Origin of the sequence: Streptomyces sp. NPDC016469, assembly GCF_040632905.1 — a bacterium.
Taxonomy (GTDB): domain Bacteria; phylum Actinomycetota; class Actinomycetes; order Streptomycetales; family Streptomycetaceae; genus Streptomyces.
The window spans coordinates 52,096-72,926 of the sequence record NZ_JBEYCQ010000015.1 but is presented as its reverse complement, the minus strand read 5'-3'; the positions used below and the strand labels follow the sequence as shown (position 1 = coordinate 72,926).

The window sequence follows — 20,831 nt, the reverse complement described above, 5'->3', positions numbered from 1 at the left end:
GCCCCCTGCCCGGGCCCGCCGCCGGATTCACTGGATCAGCGGCCGGAGCGACATGAGCAGGTGCTGGTGGACCGTGTCCCCCGCCCCGTCCGCCGCTGTCACCGCTTCCTCATGGTCCTGGTGCCCGGTGATCATGGCGCGCTGGCCCTGGCCCATGAGCTGGAACCGCACCACCGGGCTGTCGAACGTGGCCAGCGCGTCCATCAGATAGGAGGGGTTGAACCCCACGGTGATCTCGTCGGCGCCCAGGAGCCCGGCGGGCAGGCGCTGGGAGGCCACGTCGTCCTCGTACCCGGCCTGGAGCAGGACGGAGTCCCCGGTGAACGCGAACTGGAGCGGGCTGTCGCCGTCCGCCACGACCGCGACCCGCTTCACCGCCTCGACCAGCGGTTCGCGCTCGGTCACCGCCTTGACCGGCCCGCTCAGTACGAACAGCTTGTCGTGGCGCGGGAGCCGGCCGTCGAGCAGCCGGACCGTGGTGCGCATGCCCTTCCGTTCGAAGCCCGCCGAACCACTGTCCAGGGCGAGGCGGACCGTACCGGGGCGGGTGCCGACCGAGCGGGCGATCTCGCTGAGCCGACGGGCCGATACGACGACGTCGGCTGTGGTGCCGTGACCCGTGGGCCGCCAGTCGAGCGTACGGACGGCGAAGCGGTAGCGGTCGGTGGCCGCGAGGGTCATCCGCCCGCCGCCGAGCGCCAGGCGGATTCCGGTGAGTGTGGGGAGGGTGTCGTCCCGGCCGGCGGCCACCGACACGTCGGCGACGGCTGCCGCGAACTCCTGCCCGTCCACCTCACCGAGTATCTCGGGCAGCGGCGGCAGCGCGGGGTAGTCGTCCAGCGGCAGGACGGACAGACCGAATCCGGCGCCGCCGCCCGTGACTGTGAACCGTGAGCCCTCGACCGCGCATTCCACCGGCCCTTCGGGCAGCACCTTGCACACGTCGAGCAGTCGGCGGCCCATGACCAGGACCTTGCCGGGCCGTTCGGTCCGCGCCGCGACCTCGATGCGGGCGGATGCCTCGTAGTCCAGGCCGGAGATGCTCAGTCTGTCGTCCGTCGCCTCCAGCAGCAGACCGCCCAGGACGGGCACGGGCGACCTGGTGGGCAGAACGCGGGCGGCCCAGGCGACGGCATCCGCCAGCTCGCCTCGTTCGATCCGGAACTCCATCGTGATGACCTCTCCTCGTGCGCCGACCGCCTGCGGTCCCGATGCTTGCGACGTTAGAGGCGGCCACTGACAACGAGGCAGGGGACGCCTCCGTCCGCGAGGCCGGAGGCGTCCCCCACACGAGTGAAGTTACTGGGTTGAAGCGCTGGTCAGCAGCTCAAGTTGGAACCGGGCGTGGTGCCGAGGATCTGCACGAACGCCTGGTACTTGTTGATACGGCTCTGGACCTGGGCGGGGTTGCCGCCGTTGCACTCGATCGAGCCGTTGATCGAGCGGATCGTCTCACCGAAGCCGGCGCCGTTCACCATGGCGTTGTGGGCGGTCATGGTGCCGGGGCCGTTCTGGGTGTTCCAGTACCAGAGGCCGGTCTTCCAGGCCACGGCGGCGTCGGTCTGTACCAGGTTCGGGTTGTGGAGCAGGTCGATGCCCAGTGCGTCGCCCGCGGCCTTGTAGTTGAAGTTCCAGCTGAGCTGGATCGGGCCGCGCCCGTAGTAGGCGGACTGGCCGGCCGGGCAGCCGTAGGGCTGGCTGCTGTCGCAGTAGTGCGGGTAGTTGGCGGTGTTCTGCTCGACGATGTACACCAGTCCGCCGGTCTCGTGGCTGACGTTGGCGAGGAAGGCCGCGGCCTCCTGCTTCTTGACGGTGTCACTGCCGGTGCTGGCGAAGCCCGGATAGGCGTCCAGCGCGGCGACCAGTCCGCTGTACGTATAGAAGGAACTGCGGCCCGGGAACATCTGGTTGAACTGCGCCTCGCTGACCACGAAGCCGGAGGACGAGCCCGGGCCGCCCGGGTCCGTGCCGCCTCCGCTTCCGCAGGCGCCCTGGTCGGCCCAGACGTCCGAGCTGCCCGGCTTCTCGTTCTGCGTCCACCACTTGGCGGTCCAGTTGTGTCCGTTGTACGAGGCGGAGCCGCCGCCCGTGTAGACGGACGAGGCGTTCCAGGCGGCCGCGCAGCCGGCGGCCGACGCGGTGGTGGCGGGGAGTACGACGAGCCCTGCGACGACCGCGCCCAGCGCGGCGAGCAGGCCCATGATGCGTCGGAACATCTGCACACTCCTTCGGCGCGGCACACCGATCGTCGCGGCGCACCGCTGTGGGGGGTTGTCGCCACTCAAGCGCGGTTGGTCTGGACCTGTCAAGGTCTAGACCAGAAAACGGAATCTCTTCGGCCGCGAGGGCCCCGGGGCCTGCCCGCGACGCGCGGATCCCACCGGCCCCGGGGCTCGAAGAGGCGTCAGCAGGTCAGATGTGAACCCGGGTTGACGCCGACGACGGCCGTGATGTGCTCGTACTTGGCCGCCCGAGCCTGCACCGAGCCGGGGTTTCCGCCGTTGCACTCCAGCGAGCCGTTGAGCGAGCGGATGGTCTCACCGAAACCGGCCCCGCCGACCATGGCGTCATGGGAGGTCACGGTTCCGGGACCGTTCTGGGTGTTCCAGTACCAGAGCGCGGTCTGCCAGGCGACGGACGGATCGCGCTCCACCTGCCAGGGATCGTTGAGCAGATCGAGGCCGAGAGCGTCTCCGGCCGCCTTGTAGTTGAAGTTCCAGCTGAACATGATCGGGCCGCGCCCGTAGTAGGCGGACTGACCGGCCGGGCAGCCGAACGGCTGGCTGTAGTCGCACTTGATCCAGTAGTTGGCCTCGTTGATCTCCTTCACGTACCGCAGGCCGACCGCCTCGAAGTCGGCGTGCGTCAGAAACGCCGCGGCCTCCCGGCTCCTGGTCTCCTCGGTCCCGGTGTTGGCGAAGCGGGGATACGCGTGCAGCGCGTCGATCAGGCCCTGGTAGGTGTAGAAGGGGTCGCGCTCGGGGAAGATCTCGTCGAACTCCGCCTCGCTGATGACGAAGTCGGAAACCCCTCCCGTACAGGCGCCCGCGTCCGCCCAGACGGTGGTGGCGCCCGGGTTCTCGTTCCGCGTCCACCACTTCGCCGTCCAGTTGCGGCCGTGGTGCGAGACCGTGCCGCCCACCGTGTAGGCGGTCGAGGAGTTCCACAGGGGTGCGCACGACGCGGAGCCTGCTGCGTCCGATGCGGCCGGTGCGGCGGTGGCGGCGCCGGGCAGGAAGGCTGCCGTGGCGACGACCGCGCTCAGTACGGTCAGGATGCTCTTGATGCGGTTCAGCGCTGCTCACTCCTTCGACAAGGACGGGCATGGTGCGCCGCACACCCCGGCGGGCGGGCCGTGCGGGCACCCCTGCACCCAACCGTTGCTGGTCTGGACCTGTCAAGGTCTAGACCAGCCGATCGAACCGGGCGCGCCCATGCGGGAGGGCCGGGACTCAACCGCCGTCCCGGCCCTCCCGCGCCCCCGTACGACTACAGGAACGAGTTGATCTCGATGGTCTCGGTACGGCCGGGGCCGACGCCGATCGCGGAGATCGGGGCGCCGGACATCTCCTCCAGCGCCTTCACGTACGCCTGCGCGTTCTTCGGCAGGTCGGCGAACGTCTTCGCCTTGGTGATGTCCTCGGACCAGCCCGGAAGCATCTCGTACACCGGCTTCGCGTGGTGGAAGTCGGTCTGGCTGTACGGGAGCTCCTCGACGCGCTTGCCGTCGATCTCGTACGCGACACACACCGGGATCTGCTCCCAGCCGGTCAGCACGTCCAGCTTGGTGAGGAAGAAGTCGGTGAGGCCGTTGACCCGGGTCGCGTACCGCGCGATGACCGCGTCGAACCAGCCGCACCGGCGGTCACGGCCGGTGGTGACCCCGCGCTCACCGCCGATCCGCCGCAGCGCCTCGCCGTCCTCGTCGAGCAGCTCCGTCGGGAACGGGCCGGCGCCGACACGGGTCGTGTACGCCTTGAGGATGCCGATGACCCGGCTGATCTTGGTCGGACCGACGCCGGCACCGGTGCAGGCGCCGCCCGCGGTCGGGTTCGATGAGGTCACGAACGGGTACGTGCCGTGGTCGACGTCGAGCAGCGTGCCCTGGCCGCCCTCGAACAGGACGACCTTGCCCGCGTCGATGGCGTTGTTCAGAACGAGCGTCGTGTCGGCCACGTAGGGCCTGAGCTGCTCCGCGTACTGGAGCATGTCCTCGACGACCTTGCCGGCCTCGATGGCGCGCCGGTTGAAGACCTTGGCCAGAAGCTGGTTCTTCTGCTCCAGGGCCGCCTCGACCTTCTGCTCCAGGATCGACTCGTCGTAGAGGTCCTGGACACGGATGCCGACCCGGTTGATCTTGTCGGCGTACGTCGGGCCGATACCGCGCCCGGTGGTGCCGATCTTGCGCTTCCCGAGGAACCGTTCCGTCACCTTGTCGACGGTGACGTTGTACGGGGTGATCAAATGAGCGTTGCCGCTGATCAGCAGCTTCGACGTGTCCACGCCGCGGTCGTTCAGCCCACTCAGCTCGGAGAGCAGGACCGCCGGGTCGACGACGACACCATTACCGATGACCGGGGTACACCCCGGTGACAGGATGCCGGAGGGGAGGAGGTGCAGTGCGTACTTCTGGTCACCGACGACCACCGTGTGGCCGGCGTTGTTGCCGCCCTGGTAGCGCACCACATAGTCCACGGATCCACCGAGGAGGTCGGTGGCCTTTCCCTTGCCCTCGTCACCCCACTGAGCACCGAGCAGCACAAGTGCGGGCACAGGCGTACACCCCTTCCGGGCGGGGCATGTCCAAGGTCAGGGGGCGTACGAAAACGCCGTACATGCCGTACGCCGTTGTACGGCACAGTCCGAACCGTCGAACCGGGTGCCCCGGAATAGACGAAACCCCTGGCGCAATAGCGCAAGGGGCTCTTGCACCAAGATGCTACCCGAGGAAGGACCGAGGTGTCGGCTGCCCAGCCCCCCGGTAACGGTGCGCCCCACCTGCTGGTGGTGATCGATCCGGTCGCCCGCCGGACGGACGGCGAGTCCGTCCGCATCGCGAAGGACGTGCTGAGCGCCGGCTCGCACGCCAAGATCTGCCTCCCGGACAGCCCCGGGGAATTCGCCAGGGCCCTGTCCCGCCGGGGCAGCCGGCGGCCGGTGGTGATCGGCGACGACCGGGCGCTGCGGCGCGCCGTGTCCCTGATGCACCGGGAGCGGGAGCCCGCCATGAGCGCACTGTCGCTCGTCCCCGTCGGCGCGTCGGGCGCACTGGAACTCGCCCACTCGCTCGGCGTGCCGAACGGCGCCGTGGCGGCCGCGCGCACAGCGCTGGACGGGGCGGTACGGCGCCTCGACCTGCTCGTCGACGACAGCGACGGGGTGGTCCTGGGCGCGCTGCGCATCCCCGCGCTGAACGGAGCCCCCGGAACGGGTGCCGACCGCTCGGGCGTGTCCTCCGTCTGGGACGCCTGCCGCTCGCTGGTCCGCACCCTGGTGCGCCCCGCACCTCCGGAACCGCCCGCCGTGCCACCGACGCACCGGCTGCGCGTGGAGGCCGACGGCGTCGTGCTGAACGACCTCGACCGCCCGGTCGCCTCCGTGACGGTGACGTCGGGCTGCGGCGACGACGGCTTGGCCGCGGTGACGATCGACGCGCCGGACACCGCCCCGGTCACCACGGAGGCGAAGGCGGTCACGGTCTCGGGGGCGGACTTCCGCTACCGGGCGGACATACAGGTCGCGGGGCCGGTGCGGACCCGGACGTGGACGGTCCGGGCGGGGGCCTGGGGGCTGATGCTCCCGGCGGGGTAGCGGGCGCGGGTGCTCAGGTGCCCGCGCCGGTGCTGCCCGCCGGCAGGTCGAGGTTCTTGCGGTGCTCCTCCCAGCGGCCCATCAGCCCCTCCAGCTCCGACTGCAGGAACTCGAAGAACGCCGCCGTCTCGGCGATCCGGGCGCCGGCCGGGGTGTGCTCGCCGAGTGTGCGCGCGCCTTCCTTGAGGGTGCGCTCCCAGCGGGTGAGCACCTGGTCGCGGCCGGCGAAGGTGGTGTACCAGATCTCGTTGTGCAGGCGGTACCGGTCGCGGCGCGAGCCCGGTTCGCGTTCGCGGCCGACCATGCTGACCTGCGAGAGGTAGTTGATCGCGCCGGATACGGCGGCGGGGCTGATCTGCAGAGCCAGGGCGAGCTCCGCCGAGGTCATCGAGGCGTCGTCGTCCGCGAGCAGGGCCGCGAAGACGCGCGAGGCCATGCGCTGCATCCCCGCCTCGGTCATCTCGGACGCGAATCGCTCCACGAACCGCGCGACCGCCTCGGCGTCCCGGTCCCCGGGGCCCCCGACCGCGCCCTCGGCCGCGCTCTCCTCCGCGGATTCGCCGCTCATCCCGCTCCTCTTCCTTCGTGCGCCACTGCGTGTCACTCCTTCGAGTTTATACGGTTCCTTAACTTCACAATTTTGTGAAAGTAGCGTACGTTCAAAATCATGACGAAGGCAATCACCGTGGCCGGACTGTGCAAATCGTTCGGCCGGACGCAGGCGCTGGACGGGCTCGACCTGGCCGTCGAGACCGGTGAGGTCCACGGCTTCCTCGGTCCGAACGGGTCGGGGAAGTCCACCACCATCCGGATCCTGCTGGGGCTGCTCAGAGCCGGTTCCGGAGCGGCCCAGCTGCTCGGCCGCGACCCCTGGCACGACGCGGTCGAGCTGCACCGGCGCGTGGCATACGTCCCCGGGGACGTCACGCTCTGGCGCAACCTCTCCGGCGGCGAGGTGATCGACCTGTACGGACGGCTGCGCGGCGGCCTCGACGGGGCCCGGCGCGCGGACCTCGTGGACCGCTTCGAGCTCGACCCGACGAAGAAGGGGCGGACGTACTCCAAGGGCAACCGGCAGAAGGTGGCCCTGGTCGCCGCCTTCGCGTCGGACGTCGACCTGCTGATCCTGGACGAGCCGACCAGCGGGCTCGACCCGCTGATGGAGGAGGTCTTCCAGAGCTGCGTGGCCGAGGAGCGCGAGCGCGGTCGGACGGTGCTGCTCTCCAGCCACATCCTGAGCGAGGTCGAATCGCTCTGCGACCGGGTCAGCATCATCCGCCAGGGCCGGACGGTGGAGACCGGATCACTGACGGACATGCGTCATCTGACACGGACGCACATCAGCGCCGAGCTGATACGCGATCCGGACGGCCTGACACGGCTCCCCGGGGTCCATGAGCTCGATGTCGAAGGGCGGCGGGTCTCTCTCCAGGTGGACACGGACCAGCTGGACGGCGTCCTCAAGTCCCTCTCCGCGTCCGGCGTCCGCTCTCTGACATGCACCCCGCCCACGCTGGAGGAGCTCTTTCTCCGCCACTACGCGACGGCCGCCGATCAGTCGTCGGAGGTGGTGGCGCGATGACCGCCGTCCCCCTCGCAGCGAAGGCGGGTGTGCGGCGCCGGACGTCCACCGGGCAGTTCACCGGGACCTGGAGCCTGCTGAGGCTCGCCCTGCGGCGCGACCGCATCGTCATCCCCGTCTGGGTGCTCGTTCTCGGCGGGTCCTTCTCCTCCGTCGGTACGTCCATCTCCTCGCTCTACGAAACGCCGGCCCAGCGAGCCGAGCTCGCCGCGTCGATGAACGGCAACCGCTCCGTGCGGGCGATGTACGGGCCCGTGTTCGGCGACTCCGTCGGAGGGCTCGTCAGCTGGCGCATGCTCGCCTTCGGCGCGGCGCTGGCAGCGGTGATGAGTCTGGTCGTCGTCGTGCGCCACACCCGGGAGGAGGAAGAGACGGGCCGTCAGGAGATGCTCTCCTCGGGTGTGGTCGGGCGCCGCGCTCCGCTCACCGCCGCACTGCTCGCGGCGCTGACCGCCAATGCCGGCCTGACCCTGGTGATCACCGCCGGCATGGCCGGCTCGGGCGCGGGGGGCGCCGGGGCGGTGGCACTCGCGTCGGCCGTGGCCGGGGTCGGTGTGCTGTTCGCCTGCACCGCGGCGATCGCGGCACAGTTCACCGAGAGCGGGCGCCTGGCGAAGGGGGCCACGGCCGCGGTGGTGGGTGCCGCGTTCGTCCTGAAGGCGGCGGGCGACTCGGCCACGGACGACGGCTCCTCCCTCCTCACCTGGCTCTCCCCGCTCGGCTGGGCGGAGAACGTCCGGCCCTACGCCGACGAGCGGTGGTGGGTGCTCCTCCTGATCGCCGGTGCGGTGGCGGCGCAGTGCCTCGTGGCGTACGTGCTGGCCGGGCATCGGGACGTCGGCATGAGCTTCCTGGCGGCGCGCCCGGGGCCGGCGCGAGGCCGGATGTCCACCGCTCGGGGCCTCGCGATACGTCTGCAACGCGGTGCGCTCCTGGGATGGACGGTGTCCTTCGCCGTGGTCGGCTTCGTCTTCGGTGGACTGGCCGGCGGGGCGGCGGACCTGGTCGGGGACAGCGATGAGGCCCGGGAGATCTTCGAGCGGATGGGTGGGCAGTCCGGCCTCACCGACGCGTTCCTCGCCTCGATGGTCTCCGTGCTCGGCACTGTTGCCGCTCTGTACATCGCCGCGTCGGTGCTCCGGCTGCACGGTGAGGAGACCGCCGGCCGCGCGGAGCCGGTGCTCGCGGGCGGGGTCGGCCGGCTCCGCTGGGCGGGGGGCCATCTGCTCATCGCCTTCGGCGGGGCGGCCCTGATCATGGCGGTCGGTGGTCTCGGCCTGGCGGCGGGATACGGTCACGCGCTTCCGGCCGTGCTCGGCGCCTGCCTGGTGCAACTGCCCGCCGTCTGGCTGCTCGGCGGGGTCACGGCCCTGCTCCACGGGGCGATACCGAAGGCGGCTCCGGCGAGCTGGGGGGTGGTGGGGCTCTGCCTGGCGCTCGGCTGGATCGGGCCCGCCCTGGACCTGCCGCAGCCGGTGATGGACGTGTCGCCGTTCACGCACCTGCCGAAACTGCCCGGAGCGGCGATGGAATGGGGGCCGGTGGCGCTCCTCACCGCGCTGTCGGCCGTGCTGGTGGCCGGCGCCCTGGCGGCGTTGCGCCGCCGGGACCTGGTGACCTGAGGGAGCGGCGGGCGGGGCGAGCAGGCCGGGAGGGGCGGGCGCGCGGCGGGGCCGCCCGCCCACGGCCTCACATCTCGACCCGCAGCTCCTTCAGGCCCCTGATGACGTAGCCCGGGTTCCACTCGGGCTCGGCGGCCAGTCGCAGTCCGGGTGCCTTGCGCAGCAGCTCACCGAAGGAGGCGGCCAGTTCGACCCGGGCGAGCGGGGCGCCCAGGCAGAAGTGGATGCCTGCGCCGAAGGTGATGTGCGGGTTCTCCCGCCGGGAGAGGTCCAGGGTGTCCGGGGCCTCGAAGCGGGCGGGGTCGCGGTTGGCGGAGCCGAAGAGCAGTGCCACCTCGGAGCCCCGTGGGATGACCGTGCCGTCGATCTCGATGTCGTCCAGGACCCAGCGCTCGAACATCTGGAGGGGGGTGTCGTACCGCATCAGTTCTTCCAGCGCCGTGGGCAGAAGCCCGTGGTCGGCGCGGAGGGCGGCCAACTGCTCGGGGTGGCGCAGCAGTGTCCACCAGCCGTTGACCGTGGTGTTGACGGTCGCCTCGTGCCCGGCATTCAGGAGGAGGACGCAGGTGGAAACCATCTCCTGCTCGGTCAGCCGCTCCCCCTCGTCGTGGGCGGCGACAAGGGCGGAAACGAGGTCGGTGCCTGGATGCGCGCGCCGCTCGGCGATCAGCTCGCGCAGATACGCGGAGAATTCGAGGGAGGCACGGACGGCGGCGCGGGCGGTGTCCTCGGACGGGTTGAGCTCGAACATCCCGCAGATCGCGGCGGACCAGGGCCGCAGCGGGGCCCGGTCGGACTCCGGGATGCCGAGCATCTCGGCGATCACGGCGACGGGCAGCGGCTCGGCGACGGCCGCCAGCAGATCGCCCCCGCCCTGCTCGACGAAGTCGTCCACGAGTCCGGCGGCCAGCCGCTGGACGGTCGGGACGAGCTGTTCGACGGTGCGCGGGGTGAACGCCTTGGACACCAGGCGCCGGATGCGGGTGTGGTCCGGCGGTTCGAGGTCCAGCAGCCCTTGCCCGTTGAGCGTCTCGAACGGCTCGTGCTCCGGAGGCGGCGGCGTCCGGCCGAACTCCTCGTGCGTGAACCGGTGGAGGTAGGTGCGCCCCAGCCGCCGGTCGCGCAGCAGGGCCGACACATCGGCGTGGTGCGGGACGAGCCATTGGTCGGTGGCCTCGAAGTAGTGCGCCCGGCCGGTGGCCCGCAGCTCGGCGTAGGCGGGGTACGGATCGGCGACGAACACCGCCGACCAGGGGTCGAACGGGGCGGGGGAGGTGCTGGGCTGTTCCATGGACCGACGCTAGACCACGGTGCTCAGGAAGGGGTGACCAGGCGGGCCTCGTAGGCGAAGACGGCGGCCTGGGTGCGGTCGCGGAGGCCGAGTTTGACCAGGATGCGGCTCACATGGGTCTTGATGGTCGACTCGGCGACGACCAGGTGTCCGGCGATCTCCGCGTTCGACAGGCCCTGGGCGATGAGGACGAGCACCTCCGTCTCGCGCTCGGTGAGGTCGCCGACCCGGGCCAGGGCCGGAGAACGGGGGGTGGACGCGAGTCTGGAGAACTCGGTGATCAGGCGCCGGGTCACGGTGGGCGCCAGCAGCGCCTCGCCGGAGGCGACCACACGTACGCCATCGGCGAGCTGGCGGGCCGAGGCATCCTTGAGGAGGAAGCCGGAAGCCCCCGCGCGCAGGGCCTGGTAGACGTATTCGTCGAGGTCGAAGGTGGTGAGGACCAGGACCTTCGCGTCCTCGTCGGCGGCGACGATCTCGCGGGTCGCCTCGATGCCGTTGAGTTCCGGCATGCGGATGTCCATCAGCACCACGTCGGGGCGGAGCGCGGCAACCTGGGAGACGGCCTCGCGGCCGTTCACCGCCTCGCCGACGACCTCGATGCCCGGCATGGCGTTGAGCAGGACCGAGAAGCCCTCGCGGACCATCATCTGGTCGTCGACGATCAGGACCCGGATCGGCGGGGCGGCGGGCTGCGTGGTCATACCTGCTCCTTGAAGGCGCCGGGCGCACCGGGCGCCGTCTGCTGGGCCGGGATGAAGGCGGCGACCTCGTAACCGCCCTCCTCGGTGGGCTCGGCGGTCATCTCGCCGTTCAGCATCGCGACCCGCTCCCGCATCCCGGTGATCCCGTGCCCGGCCCCCGGCGACGGTTTCACCGGAGCGGTCGGAGGGCCGTTGACCACGCGCAGGCCCAGCCCGCCGAGGACGTAGCCGATCTCGACCCTGGCCGTGGCGCCCGGGGCGTGCCGCAGGCTGTTGCTGAGGGCTTCCTGGATGATCCGGTACGCCGACAGCTCGACGCCCTGGGGCAGTTCGCGCACAGCGCCGGTCACCGCCTTCTCGGTCACCAGGCCCGCGTCCCCGACGTTGGCGAGCAGCCGGTCGAGGTCGGCGAGGGTGGGCTGCGGCGCGTCCGGCGCCTCGTAGTCGTCGGCCCGGACGACGCCGAGCACCCGGCGCAGTTCGGTGAGCGCGGCCACGGCGTTCTCCCGGATCGTGACGAACGCCTGCTCCAGCTCCGGCGGCGGGTTCTCCACGCGGTACGGGGCGGCCTCGGCCTGGATGGCGACGACGGACATGTGGTGGGCGACCACGTCGTGGAGTTCGCGGGCGATCGTAGTGCGCTCCTCCAGCAGCGTGCGCCGGTCGCGCTCGACGGCGGTGACGGTGCGCTGCACGGTGACCTCGCGCTGCGCCTCCCGCCGGACCTGGACCAGGCTCACCACGAGCAGCGCGAACGCCGAGACCACCGCCATGCCCGCGGTGTTCGGCCCGCCGGCCCCGCCGGTGACGACGCCCTCCACGACGAGGCCCAGCAACAGCGTGAGCGTCCACATCCAGGCGGCGCTGCGCGGCCGGGTCCTGGCCGCGACGACGAACAGCACCACCAGGTGGGAGACGAAGACGCTCGGCGCCCACGGTTCGTAACCGCCCACCACCACGCTCACCGGCATCAGGACCATCGACATCCAGAACGCCCCGACCGGCCTGATCAGCGTCATCGCCACACAGACGGCGGGCAGCAGACCGGACAGCAGGACGCCGGCGTTGCCGGTCACGGTGAACCCCGCCATGAAGGTGATCAGCGCGACGCCCAGCACCGCCGCGTGCGGGGTCCACGCGGCCCGTGCCGCAAGGCGCCGCGGCAACCGCCTGGTCAGGGGGCCGTCCGTGCGCATCGGTGACATCGGCCGGTAGGCGAAGGCATCCTCGAAGAGGTCTTCCCAGAGGTCGTCCATCGCACGCGCGGCGAGCAGGAGCTCCGGGCTTCTGGTCTTGGTCTCGGTCACGCCTCCACGGTAGGCGGGGCGGCGGGCCGGGTCGTCAGCAGTGATGCGGATTCCCGGCCGTCCGTCGCAAGTACTACGCGCGCCGCCGCGACGTCCTACCAGGCGAGCTGGGCGATCTCCTCCGCGACCACCGCGCACGCGTCGGCGGCCGGGTCGATCAGCGGGAAGTGGCCGACGTCCGGCAGCAGGGTCAGCCCCACCGTCTCGCCCTCCTTCGCCGCCGCGTCCACGAACGCCTCGGAGACGGCCACCGGGACCGTGAGGTCCGTCGTGCCCTGGACCACCACGGTCGCGATGCCCGTGGGCAGCAGCCGCGACGGGTCGGCGTGCGCGCTCCGCCCGGCGAAGTCCTCCGCGGCCCCCAGAAGCTGCCCGATCGCCCCCGAGCACACGTCGAGCGCGACCGCCGAGCCGAAGTCCGCGATCGGCGCCAGCGCCACCACGCCCCGCAGTGCGGGCGGCCGCGGGAGCCGCCACGGCGACCCCTCCGGCAGTACGTGCCGGGCGGCGGCCCACAGGGCCAGCTGCCCGCCCGCCGAGTGCCCGGTGACGACGATGCGGCGGACGTCCGCCGCGGGCAGCTCCCGCGCCAGCAGCTCCGGCAGCGCGTCCATCGCGGCGGCGACGTCGTCGAAGGTCTCCGGCCAGCGCCCCGCGACCGGTCCGGTGCCGCGTTGCTGCGGAAGCTCGCTGCCGCGCCGGTACTCCACGCTGGCCACGGCGAACCCGTGCCGCGCAAGGAAGTCCGCGAACGGCGACATGTGCGCCCGGTCGTACGGAGCCCGCCACGCACCGCCGTGCAGGACGACCACGACCGGTGCACCGGTGCGGCCCCCGCGCGGGGCGTAGAAGTCGATGACCTGGTCGGGGTGGCTGCCGTAGGCGGCGGACGCGTCGGGGGCGACGGCCGGATGCGAGAAGGCCGATTCGGTCTCGGCGGCGTCCCGCTCGCGTGCGGCGGAATCCGACATCCTGCTCCCACCCTCCCTGTCGTCCGGCCCAACTGGCCTGACCTGCGGGGACGGTACCAGTACGGCGGGCTGCCCCGCCCACCGGGAATCGGCACCCCCACACCGTGCTCAAGCCCGCGCACGGCACCGGCGTCACGGCCGACCCGCGCCACGACGCCGTCCGGTGACCGGGGCGAGCCGGTCACCGGACGGATGCGGCAGCCTACGCCGCCGGAGCGCCCAGAACCTCCGCGAGCACCCGCGCCGCGCGTTCCGCGTCCGCGAACCCCACGTACAGCGGTGTGAAACCGAACCGCAGCACATCGGGCCGGCGCAGGTCCCCGACGACGCCGCGCGCGATCAGCTCGGCCATCACGGGCTCGGCGTCGTCGCACCGCAGCGCGACCTGGCTGCCCCGTTCCGCGTGGGAGGCCGGGGTGACCGAGGTGACCCGGCCCTCGGGGGCGTACGCCTCGACGCACTCGAGGAAGAAGTCCGTCAGGGCCAGGGACTTGGCCCGGACCGCCTCGATCCCGACCCCGTCCCAGACGTCGAGGGACGCTTCCAGGGCCAGCATGGACAGGATGTCGGGCGTGCCGACCCGGCCCCGCACCGCACCGTCCGCCGGGGCGTAGCCGGGCGTCATCGCGAACGGGTCGGCATGCGACGTCCACCCCGGGAGGGGCGAGTCGAAGGACGCCTGGTGGCGCTCGGCGACGTACAGGTAGGCGGGCGAACCGGGGCCGCCGTTGAGGTACTTGTACGTGCAGCCGACCGCCAGGTCCACGCCGTGCTCGTCCAGGCCGACGGGGAGCGCGCCCGCGCTGTGGCACAGGTCCCAGACGGCGATCGCGCCCGCGGCCCGCACCGCGGCGGTCAGCCCCGGCAGGTCGTGCAGCCGGCCCGAGCGGTAGTCGACGTGGTTGAGCAGGACGGCGGCGGTCCGCGGACCCAGCGCGTCCGGCACGTCGGCGGGGGCGACCGGGACGATCCGGTGGCCGGTCATCCGGGCCGCCGAAGCGGCGATGTAACCGTCGGTGGGGAACGTCTGCGCGTCGACCAGGATCTCGTCGCGGCCCTCCGGCGCCAGCCGGGTCGCGGCGACGAGGGCCTTGAAGACGTTCACGCTCGTCGAGTCGCCGACGACGATCTGGCCGGCCGCCGCACCGACGATCGGGGCGATGCGGTCACCGATCCGTTCCGGCGCCGACCACCAGCCGCTCTCGCCCCAGGAGCGGATGCGCAGTTCGCCCCACTCGCGCGTGAGGACCTCCTGCACCCGGGCGGGCACGTGCCGCGGCAGTGCGCCGAGCGAGTTGCCGTCCAGGTAGACGGTGTCGTCCAGGGTGAACAGCTCGCGCAGCGGCGCGAGAGCGTCATCGGTGTCGAGCGCCTGTGCGCGCTCCTGCAGGTCAGACATGGCTGCGGGCCGTCCAGAGCTCGGGGAACACGTTCTTCGTGGCGCGCTTCTCCAGCCAGGCCACGCCGGCCGAGCCGCCGGTGCCGGTCTTGGAGCCCATGGCCCGCCGGGTCGCGAGGAGATGGTCGTTGCGCCATCGCCACACCAGCTCGCCCACATCGGTGAGCACCTCGCCGAGGCGGACCAGCTCGTCGTTCTGGTCCGGGTTGGCGTAGATCTCCGCCCAGACGGCCTCGACCTCGGGCGACGGCTCGTACTTCCGGGTCAGGTCCCGGCCGAGCACGGCCTCCGGGATCGCGTGCCCGCGCCGGGCGAGCAGGGCGAGGGCCTCGTCGTACAGGCCGGGCTCCGCGAGGGCCTTCTCCAGCTCCGCGTGGACGCGGGGCGCGCCCCGGTGCGGCACCAGCATGGACGCGGACTTGTCGCCGAGCAGGAACTCCATCCGCCGGTACATCGCCGACTGGAAACCGGAACCCTCGCCGAGCGAGGACCGGTAGGAGTTGAACTGGGCGGGTGTGAGCTGGGCGAGTGGTGTCCAGGAGGCGTTCAGGGCCTCCAGCTCGCGCAGTGACCGCTTCAGCGCGTCCTGCGCGACGTCCAGGCGGTCCTCGCGCATCGCGTGCGCGGCGGTCTCCCACTCATGGACGATGACGGTGAACCACAACTCCATGACCTGGGTGGTGACCAGGAAGACCATCTCGCCGGGATCGTCCGAGCGGAGGTGCTGGAGGTGGGTCAGGACATCCGCCTGGACATAGTCCTCGTACGGAGTCGTGCCCGCGAAGTCGAGGTGCGGGGTCGCCGCACCGGTGGCTTCGGGGTCGGGGTGAATCGTCGACATCGCTGTCTCCTCGACACGAGCTTCCGGGTAGCGGTCCGCCCCTTCCCTGCGGAAGTGGAGCCCCGGTCCCCTGTTCGCATACTAAACGCCGCCTCCGGACACGCGCAGGCCCCGCAGTCGCGGATGCGGAGCTGCGGGGCCTGCGGTACGGCGTCGGCTAGCCGAGGGTCTCGGCGGCGGTCGGCGAGGAGTCGCGCAGGAACGTCGAGCAGCGCTCGTACTCCTCCTGCTCGCCGATGGACTGCGCGGCCCGCGCGAGGGCGTGCAGGGCGCGGAGGAAGCCCCGGTTCGGCTCGTGCTCGAACGGCACGGGACCGTGGCCCTTCCAGCCGGCCCGGCGCAGCGCGTCGAGGCCGCGGTGGTATCCGGTGCGGGCGTAGGCGTACGACTCGATGACCCGGCCGCCCTCGAACGCCTCGTCGGCGAGCTGCGCCCAGGCCAGCGAGGAGGTCGGGTACTTCGCGGCGACGTCGGCGGGCGCGGTGCCCGCGGCGAGCAGCTCGCGCGGCTCCGGGTCGTCGGGCAGGTGGGTCGGGGGCGGGCCCCCGAGCAGGTTTTCGTGGATCGACATGCTCCCAGTGTGCCTGGCACCGGGCCCGCCCAGGACCCGGTGGGCACGAATCCCGCCCCGGTCCGTGCGGCTTCGGGACGCGCCGCGCTCTTCAGCCGGTGGTGTGCGGCGGTTCGGTCTCCGGTGCGGGCTCCAGCGGCGGGCTCGTGACGCCGCAGTGCACCGCGCACTCGGGCCGCGCGGTGTCGTCCACCGGGGCGGGCGTGCGTACGGTCGCCCAGGCGATCAGCGCGCCGAGCACCAGCAGTCCGGCGCACATCGGCATCGCCCGCCGGAACGTCGCGGCGAACTCCCCGGCGTCCCGGTACGCCTCCGGCCCCATGCCGGCCAGCAGCGGCAACGCGGCCACCGCGATGAGGCCGGCGGCGCGTGCGGCGGCGTTGTTGATGCCGCTGGCGAGCCCGGCCCGGCCTGTCTCCACGGAGGCCAGGACGGTCGCGGTGAGGGGCGCCACGACGGTGACAAGGCCGACGCCCAGGACGGCCACGGCGGGCAGTACGTCGGTCAGGTATCCCGTGACGGAGTTCGAGCCCGTCCCCACGCGCAGCATCAGCAGCATGCCGGCGGCGGCGATCAGCGGCCCGACGGTGAGCGGGACACGCGGACCGATGCGCTGGCCCAGCTCGCCCGAGGCGGCCGAGAACAGCAGCATCAGGAGGGTGGTCGGCAGCAGTGCGGTGCCGGCGCCCAGCGCCGAGTACCCGGCGACGACCTGGAGCTGGATCGCGGAGAGGAAGAAGTAGCCGCCGAGCGCCGCGTACACGCACAGGGTGACGACGTTGACGGCGGTGAACTGCCGGGACGCGAACACCGACGGCGGCAGCATCGGGTGTGCCCGCCGTCGTTCGAGCTGCACGAAGGCGGCACCGAGGAGCACCCCGCCCGCCGCCGACCCGATCACGGCCGGCGAGGCGCCCTGCCCCGGGGCATCGATCAGCGCGTACGTCACCAGGGCGAGCGCGAGGGCGCCCAGGGCCGCTCCGGCGACGTCGAAACGCCCCTGGGCGTGCGGGTCCCGGGACTCCGGTACGTGGCGCAGCGCGACGGGCACGCAGACGGCGGCGAGCGGCAGATTGAGCAGAAACACCCAGCGCCAGCCCGGCCCGTCGACGAGCCAGCCGCCCAGGAACGGCCCCACGGCGGCGCCGACCCCGCCGAACCCGGACCACAGCCCGACCGCGCGGGCCCGGTCGTCGGGATGGAAGCTCGCCTGGATCAGGGCCAGTGAGCCGGGTGTCAGCAGCGCGCCGCCGACCCCTTGGAGGGCGCGGGCGGCGATGAGTACGGGGGCGTTCGGCGCGAGGCCGCAGACCAGCGAGGCGGCGGCGAACCAGATGACGCCGACCACGAAGACCCGCCTCCGCCCGTAGCGGTCGCCGAGCGCTCCGCCGAGCAGGATCAGCCCCGCCAGGGTCAGCATGTAGGCGTTGACGGTCCACTGGAGCGCGGCCAGGTCGGTCCCCAGGTCATCGCCGATGCGGGGCAGGGCGACGTTGATGACGGTGGAGTCGAGCATGGCCATGCCCGACCCGAGCACCGTCGTCAGGACGATCCAGCGCCCGCCGGGGGAGGCCACCCGGATCGCGGGCCCGTCCGCCTCGCTCTTCTCCATGGCCTCAGCATCGTCGGCACGCGGCCGAAGGGCCACCGGGAGCGGTCAGGCGCCGGCCCGTACCGCCTGGACTCCCCGGATCAGCGCGTCGAGCCCGGCCTCGGCCTTGCTCCGCGCGCACCCCACGTTCAGCCGCACGAAGCCCTCGGCCCCGTACGTGCTGCCCGGCATCACCGCGACGCGCTCCCGCTCGATCAGGACGCGCTGCAACGCCTCGTCGTCCTGGACGCCCGCGCGCCGCAGATCGATCCAGGCCAGGTACCCGGCCTGCGGCGGCTCCCACTCCAGGGCGGGGAAGGCGGCGTTCAGCCGCTCGGCGACCAGGGCCAGGTTCTCCGCGACGTACGCGCGTACCGCGTCCAGCCAGGGTCCGCCCTCCCGGTACGCGGCGATGTGCGCGGCCAGCGAGAGCACCGCCGGTGAGGCGAGGCCCTCCGCCGTCTCCATCCGGCGCAGGTACTCGGTCCGGTCCTCCGGCCGCCCGATGAGGCCGTACGAACCCGTCAGCGCGGGAAAGTTGAACGACTTCGAGGCGGAACTGACGACCGCCCAGCGCGCGTCGCCGCCCACGCGGGTCCACGGCACGTGCGGGCGTCCGTCGTGCACGAAGTCCGCGTGGATCTCGTCGCTGATCACGGCCACCCCGTGGCGCGCGGCGAGCTCGGCCATCCCGGCGAGCTCCGCCTCCGTCCACACCCGCCCGGACGGGTTGTGCGGAGAGCAGACCACGAGGACCTTGCTGTCCGGCCGCGCGAGCTCCCGCTCCAGTGCGTCCGTGTCCCCCAGCGGCACGCCCCGCAGCTCCCGCCCGAGTCCGTGGATCGCCTTGCGGAAGCCGTCGTACGTGGGCGTGTGCAGGACCACGCCGTCGCCCTCGGCCGTCCACATCTGGAGCAGCTGCGAGACCTGGCTGAGGACGGACGGTCCGTACACCAGGCTCCCGGTGTCGATCGCGGTGCCGTACCGCGTCGCGTACCAGTGGGCGATGGCCGACCGGAAGTCGCCCAGCCGCCAGTCCGTGTAGCCGAGTACGCCGTGTTCGAGCCGGGTCCGCAGGGCGGCCAGCACCTCGGGGGCGGTCTCGAAGTCCATGTCGGAGATGGTGAACGGCAGCAGGCCGTCCACCCCGAAGCGGTCCGCGACCCCGTCCCACTGGACGCACCAGGTTCCGCGGCGGTCGATCACGGTGTCGAAGTCGTAGGACGTACTCACAGCTGTTCCCTCGGGTCGTGCGTGACGGGCCCGGACATGCCGTGGGCCCGGCACCCCGAGGGGTGACGGGCCCACGCCACACATCCGTACCGGATTACTTCAGCTTGGTGCCGGTGGAGCGCAGGTTGGCGCACGCCTCCGTGACGCGCTTGGCCATGCCGCCCTCGGCGGACTTGCCCCAGCTGCGCGGGTCGTAGACCTTCTTGTTGCCGACCTCGCCGTCGACCTTCAGCACACCGTCGTAGTTGCGGAACACGTGGTCCACGATCGGGCGGGTGAAGGCGTACTGGGTGTCGGTGTCGAGGTTCATCTTCACGACGCCGTTCTCCAGCGCGGTGGAGATCTCCTCGGCGGTGGAGCCGGAGCCGCCGTGGAAGACGAAGTCGAACGGGGAGGTCTTGCCGTACTTGGCGCCGACGCCCTCCTGGAGGTCCTTGAGGAGCTCCGGGCGCAGGACGACGTTGCCCGGCTTGTAGACGCCGTGCACATTGCCGAACGAGGCGGCCAGCAGGTAGCGGCCCTTCTCGCCCAGGCCGAGCGCCTCGGCGGTGCGCAGCGCGTCGTCCACCGTGGTGTAGAGCTCGTCGTTGATCTCGTGGGTGACGCCGTCCTCCTCGCCACCGGTCGGGGTGATCTCGACCTCAAGAATGATCTTGGCGGCGGCGGCCTTGGCCAGCAGCTCCTGGCCGATGGCCAGGTTGTCGGCCAGCGTCTCGGCCGAGCCGTCCCACATGTGCGACTGGAACAGCGGGTTCAGACCCTTGGCGACGCGCTCGGCGGAGACGTCGAGCAGCGGGCGGACATAGCCGTCCAGCTTGTCCTTGGGGCAGTGGTCGGTGTGCAGCGCGACGGTGATGTCGTACTTGGCGGCGACGATGTGCGCGAACTCGGCCAGCGCGACGGCGCCCGTGACCATGTCCTTGTTGTACTGGCCGCCCAGGAACTCCGCGCCGCCGGTCGAGATCTGCACGATGCCGTCGCTCTCGGCCTCCGCGAAGCCGCGCAGGGCGGCGTGCAGGGTCTGGGTCGACGTCACGTTGATGGCCGGGTAGGCGAACTTGCCTGCCTTCGCCCGGTCGAGCATCTCGGCGTATGACTCGGGGGTTGCGATGGGCATCTGTCCGCTCCTTGGGATGTGCGGGTGTGCGTTGCTGGGTCCCTGACCTGGGGGCGACGTCATCGTCGCCCCCATCCTCCCAGACTCTGGTTCCGGCTCCACCCGGCGGTGCCCCCAGGATCGGCGGTTCCCGTTCGCAGGGATACGACAAAGGCGGCCGGTTTCACGTGAAACCGGCCGCCTCCGGAGAAACCCGCAGGTCACGCCAGATCGAGGTCCGGAACGGTGTAGACGTGGACGTACGGGAGGCCCGCCTCGGCGATGGCCGGAGCGGCACCGCGCTCCACGATCACGGCCACGGCGACGACCTCGCCTCCGGCCTCACGCACGGCCTCGACGGCGGTCAGCGGCGAGCCGCCGGTGGTCGAGGTGTCCTCGACGACGAGGCAGCGACGGCCCTTCACGTCCGCGCCCTCGATCCGGCGCTGCATCCCGTGGGCCTTCTGCGCCTTGCGGACGACGAAGGCGTCCAGCTCCTGGCCGCGGGCCGCGGAGGCGTGCAGCATCGACGTGGCGACCGGGTCGGCGCCGAGCGTCAGCCCGCCCACGCAGTCGTAGTCCAGCTCGGCCGTCGCGTCGAGCATGACCTGGCCGACCATCGGGGCGGCCTTGCCGTCCAGCGTGATGCGGCGCAGATCGATGTACCAGTCGGCCTCCAGGCCGGAGGAGAGCGTCACCTTGCCGTGAACCACGGCCTTGTCCTTGATCTGCTGCAGCAGCTCAGCACGTACGTCAGTCATGGCTACGAGGATAAGGCGCGCGCTTTCCGCGGCGGCCCGCCCGAGGCATGA

At 71.8% G+C, this 20,831-nt stretch carries 19 protein-coding genes; 3 read left to right on the top strand and 16 right to left on the bottom strand.

Annotated features, from left to right (window positions below; translation table 11 throughout):
• Positions 1-27: 27 nt before the first annotated feature.
• The 4 genes from dnaN to ABZ565_RS18825 all read right to left on the bottom strand — a co-directional run bounded on the left by dnaN (position 28) and on the right by ABZ565_RS18825 (position 4,773).
• A complete protein-coding gene (dnaN, locus tag ABZ565_RS18840; protein ID WP_361027694.1) occupies positions 28-1,170 on the bottom strand; it encodes a DNA polymerase III subunit beta in 1,143 nt (380 codons plus the stop codon).
• 149 nt (positions 1,171-1,319) lie between these two features.
• Positions 1,320-2,216, bottom strand: a complete 897-nt coding sequence (locus tag ABZ565_RS18835; RefSeq protein WP_361027691.1) for a glycoside hydrolase family 19 protein — start codon at positions 2,214-2,216, stop codon at positions 1,320-1,322.
• A 188-nt stretch (positions 2,217-2,404) separates the two neighbouring features.
• Entirely contained in the window at positions 2,405-3,274 is an 870-nt protein-coding gene (locus ABZ565_RS18830) for a glycoside hydrolase family 19 protein (protein ID WP_361028023.1), read from the bottom strand.
• Between the two features lie 215 nt (positions 3,275-3,489).
• The gene (locus ABZ565_RS18825; RefSeq protein ID WP_361027688.1) at positions 3,490-4,773 is read right to left on the bottom strand and encodes an adenylosuccinate synthase; all 1,284 of its coding nucleotides are present in this window, start codon (positions 4,771-4,773) and stop codon (positions 3,490-3,492) included.
• A gap of 186 nt (positions 4,774-4,959) precedes the next feature.
• Here ABZ565_RS18825 and ABZ565_RS18820 point away from each other — a divergent pair, with 186 nt between their 5' ends.
• Positions 4,960-5,811, top strand: a complete 852-nt coding sequence (locus tag ABZ565_RS18820) for a diacylglycerol kinase (RefSeq protein WP_361027685.1) — start codon at positions 4,960-4,962, stop codon at positions 5,809-5,811.
• A gap of 13 nt (positions 5,812-5,824) precedes the next feature.
• On the opposite strand, the gene ABZ565_RS18815 is transcribed toward ABZ565_RS18820, so the two are convergent.
• Positions 5,825-6,379: a MarR family transcriptional regulator gene (locus ABZ565_RS18815; protein ID WP_361027682.1), complete on the bottom strand. Its 555-nt coding sequence runs from the start codon at positions 6,377-6,379 to the stop codon at positions 5,825-5,827.
• A gap of 99 nt (positions 6,380-6,478) precedes the next feature.
• Here ABZ565_RS18815 and ABZ565_RS18810 point away from each other — a divergent pair, with 99 nt between their 5' ends.
• On the top strand, positions 6,479-7,393 hold the full coding sequence (locus tag ABZ565_RS18810; protein ID WP_361027679.1) for an ABC transporter ATP-binding protein: 915 nt from the start codon (positions 6,479-6,481) through the stop codon (positions 7,391-7,393).
• Entirely contained in the window at positions 7,390-9,015 is a 1,626-nt protein-coding gene (locus ABZ565_RS18805) for an ABC transporter permease (protein ID WP_361027676.1), read from the top strand. The genes ABZ565_RS18810 and ABZ565_RS18805 overlap by 4 nt, the downstream gene beginning before the upstream one ends.
• Positions 9,016-9,082: 67 nt before the next feature.
• On the opposite strand, the gene ABZ565_RS18800 is transcribed toward ABZ565_RS18805, so the two are convergent.
• From ABZ565_RS18800 to pyrE, 11 genes are all read right to left on the bottom strand, one after another.
• The gene (locus ABZ565_RS18800) at positions 9,083-10,306 is read right to left on the bottom strand and encodes a cytochrome P450 (protein WP_361027673.1); all 1,224 of its coding nucleotides are present in this window, start codon (positions 10,304-10,306) and stop codon (positions 9,083-9,085) included.
• A gap of 23 nt (positions 10,307-10,329) precedes the next feature.
• Positions 10,330-11,010, bottom strand: coding sequence for a response regulator transcription factor (locus tag ABZ565_RS18795; protein ID WP_361027670.1), 681 nt, complete (start codon positions 11,008-11,010; stop codon positions 10,330-10,332).
• A complete protein-coding gene (locus tag ABZ565_RS18790) occupies positions 11,007-12,317 on the bottom strand; it encodes a histidine kinase (RefSeq protein WP_361027667.1) in 1,311 nt (436 codons plus the stop codon). The genes ABZ565_RS18795 and ABZ565_RS18790 overlap by 4 nt, the downstream gene beginning before the upstream one ends.
• 95 nt (positions 12,318-12,412) lie before the next feature.
• Positions 12,413-13,288 carry an alpha/beta hydrolase gene (locus ABZ565_RS18785; RefSeq protein WP_361027664.1) on the bottom strand — a complete coding sequence of 292 codons (876 nt, stop codon included), beginning with the start codon at positions 13,286-13,288 and terminating at the stop codon, positions 12,413-12,415.
• Between the two features lie 202 nt (positions 13,289-13,490).
• On the bottom strand, positions 13,491-14,687 hold the full coding sequence (kynU, locus tag ABZ565_RS18780; RefSeq protein ID WP_361027661.1) for a kynureninase: 1,197 nt from the start codon (positions 14,685-14,687) through the stop codon (positions 13,491-13,493).
• The gene (locus ABZ565_RS18775; RefSeq protein WP_361027658.1) at positions 14,680-15,528 is read right to left on the bottom strand and encodes a tryptophan 2,3-dioxygenase family protein; all 849 of its coding nucleotides are present in this window, start codon (positions 15,526-15,528) and stop codon (positions 14,680-14,682) included. The genes kynU and ABZ565_RS18775 overlap by 8 nt, the downstream gene beginning before the upstream one ends.
• A 157-nt stretch (positions 15,529-15,685) precedes the next feature.
• Positions 15,686-16,099, bottom strand: a complete 414-nt coding sequence (locus ABZ565_RS18770; RefSeq protein ID WP_361027655.1) for a DUF3151 domain-containing protein — start codon at positions 16,097-16,099, stop codon at positions 15,686-15,688.
• A gap of 91 nt (positions 16,100-16,190) precedes the next feature.
• Complete coding sequence (locus ABZ565_RS18765) at positions 16,191-17,711, bottom strand: MFS transporter (RefSeq protein ID WP_361027652.1); 1,521 nt, start codon at positions 17,709-17,711, stop codon at positions 16,191-16,193.
• Between the two features lie 45 nt (positions 17,712-17,756).
• Positions 17,757-18,923 carry a MalY/PatB family protein gene (locus tag ABZ565_RS18760; protein ID WP_361027649.1) on the bottom strand — a complete coding sequence of 389 codons (1,167 nt, stop codon included), beginning with the start codon at positions 18,921-18,923 and terminating at the stop codon, positions 17,757-17,759.
• Between the two features lie 94 nt (positions 18,924-19,017).
• On the bottom strand, positions 19,018-20,040 hold the full coding sequence (gene fbaA, locus ABZ565_RS18755; RefSeq protein WP_361027646.1) for a class II fructose-bisphosphate aldolase: 1,023 nt from the start codon (positions 20,038-20,040) through the stop codon (positions 19,018-19,020).
• A gap of 200 nt (positions 20,041-20,240) precedes the next feature.
• Positions 20,241-20,780 carry an orotate phosphoribosyltransferase gene (pyrE, locus tag ABZ565_RS18750; protein WP_018102092.1) on the bottom strand — a complete coding sequence of 180 codons (540 nt, stop codon included), beginning with the start codon at positions 20,778-20,780 and terminating at the stop codon, positions 20,241-20,243.
• Between the last annotated feature and the right edge of the window lie 51 nt (positions 20,781-20,831).

Excerpts from the sequence above, each read along its gene's own strand:
- dnaN (WP_361027694.1), bottom strand. The coding sequence starts at position 1,170 with ATGGAGTTCCGGATCGAACGAGGCGAGCTGGCGGATGCCGTCGCCTGG.
- ABZ565_RS18835 (WP_361027691.1), bottom strand. The coding sequence starts at position 2,216 with ATGTTCCGACGCATCATGGGCCTGCTCGCCGCGCTGGGCGCGGTCGTC.
- ABZ565_RS18815 (WP_361027682.1), bottom strand. The coding sequence starts at position 6,379 with ATGAGCGGCGAATCCGCGGAGGAGAGCGCGGCCGAGGGCGCGGTCGGG.
- ABZ565_RS18810 (WP_361027679.1), top strand. The coding sequence starts at position 6,479 with ATGACGAAGGCAATCACCGTGGCCGGACTGTGCAAATCGTTCGGCCGG.
- ABZ565_RS18805 (WP_361027676.1), top strand. The coding sequence starts at position 7,390 with ATGACCGCCGTCCCCCTCGCAGCGAAGGCGGGTGTGCGGCGCCGGACG.
- ABZ565_RS18800 (WP_361027673.1), bottom strand. The coding sequence starts at position 10,306 with ATGGAACAGCCCAGCACCTCCCCCGCCCCGTTCGACCCCTGGTCGGCG.
- ABZ565_RS18795 (WP_361027670.1), bottom strand. The coding sequence starts at position 11,010 with ATGACCACGCAGCCCGCCGCCCCGCCGATCCGGGTCCTGATCGTCGAC.
- ABZ565_RS18785 (WP_361027664.1), bottom strand. The coding sequence starts at position 13,288 with ATGTCGGATTCCGCCGCACGCGAGCGGGACGCCGCCGAGACCGAATCG.
- kynU (WP_361027661.1), bottom strand. The coding sequence starts at position 14,687 with ATGTCTGACCTGCAGGAGCGCGCACAGGCGCTCGACACCGATGACGCT.
- ABZ565_RS18775 (WP_361027658.1), bottom strand. The coding sequence starts at position 15,528 with ATGTCGACGATTCACCCCGACCCCGAAGCCACCGGTGCGGCGACCCCG.
- ABZ565_RS18770 (WP_361027655.1), bottom strand. The coding sequence starts at position 16,099 with ATGTCGATCCACGAAAACCTGCTCGGGGGCCCGCCCCCGACCCACCTG.
- ABZ565_RS18765 (WP_361027652.1), bottom strand. The coding sequence starts at position 17,711 with ATGGAGAAGAGCGAGGCGGACGGGCCCGCGATCCGGGTGGCCTCCCCC.
- fbaA (WP_361027646.1), bottom strand. The coding sequence starts at position 20,040 with ATGCCCATCGCAACCCCCGAGTCATACGCCGAGATGCTCGACCGGGCG.
- pyrE (WP_018102092.1), bottom strand. The coding sequence starts at position 20,780 with ATGACTGACGTACGTGCTGAGCTGCTGCAGCAGATCAAGGACAAGGCC.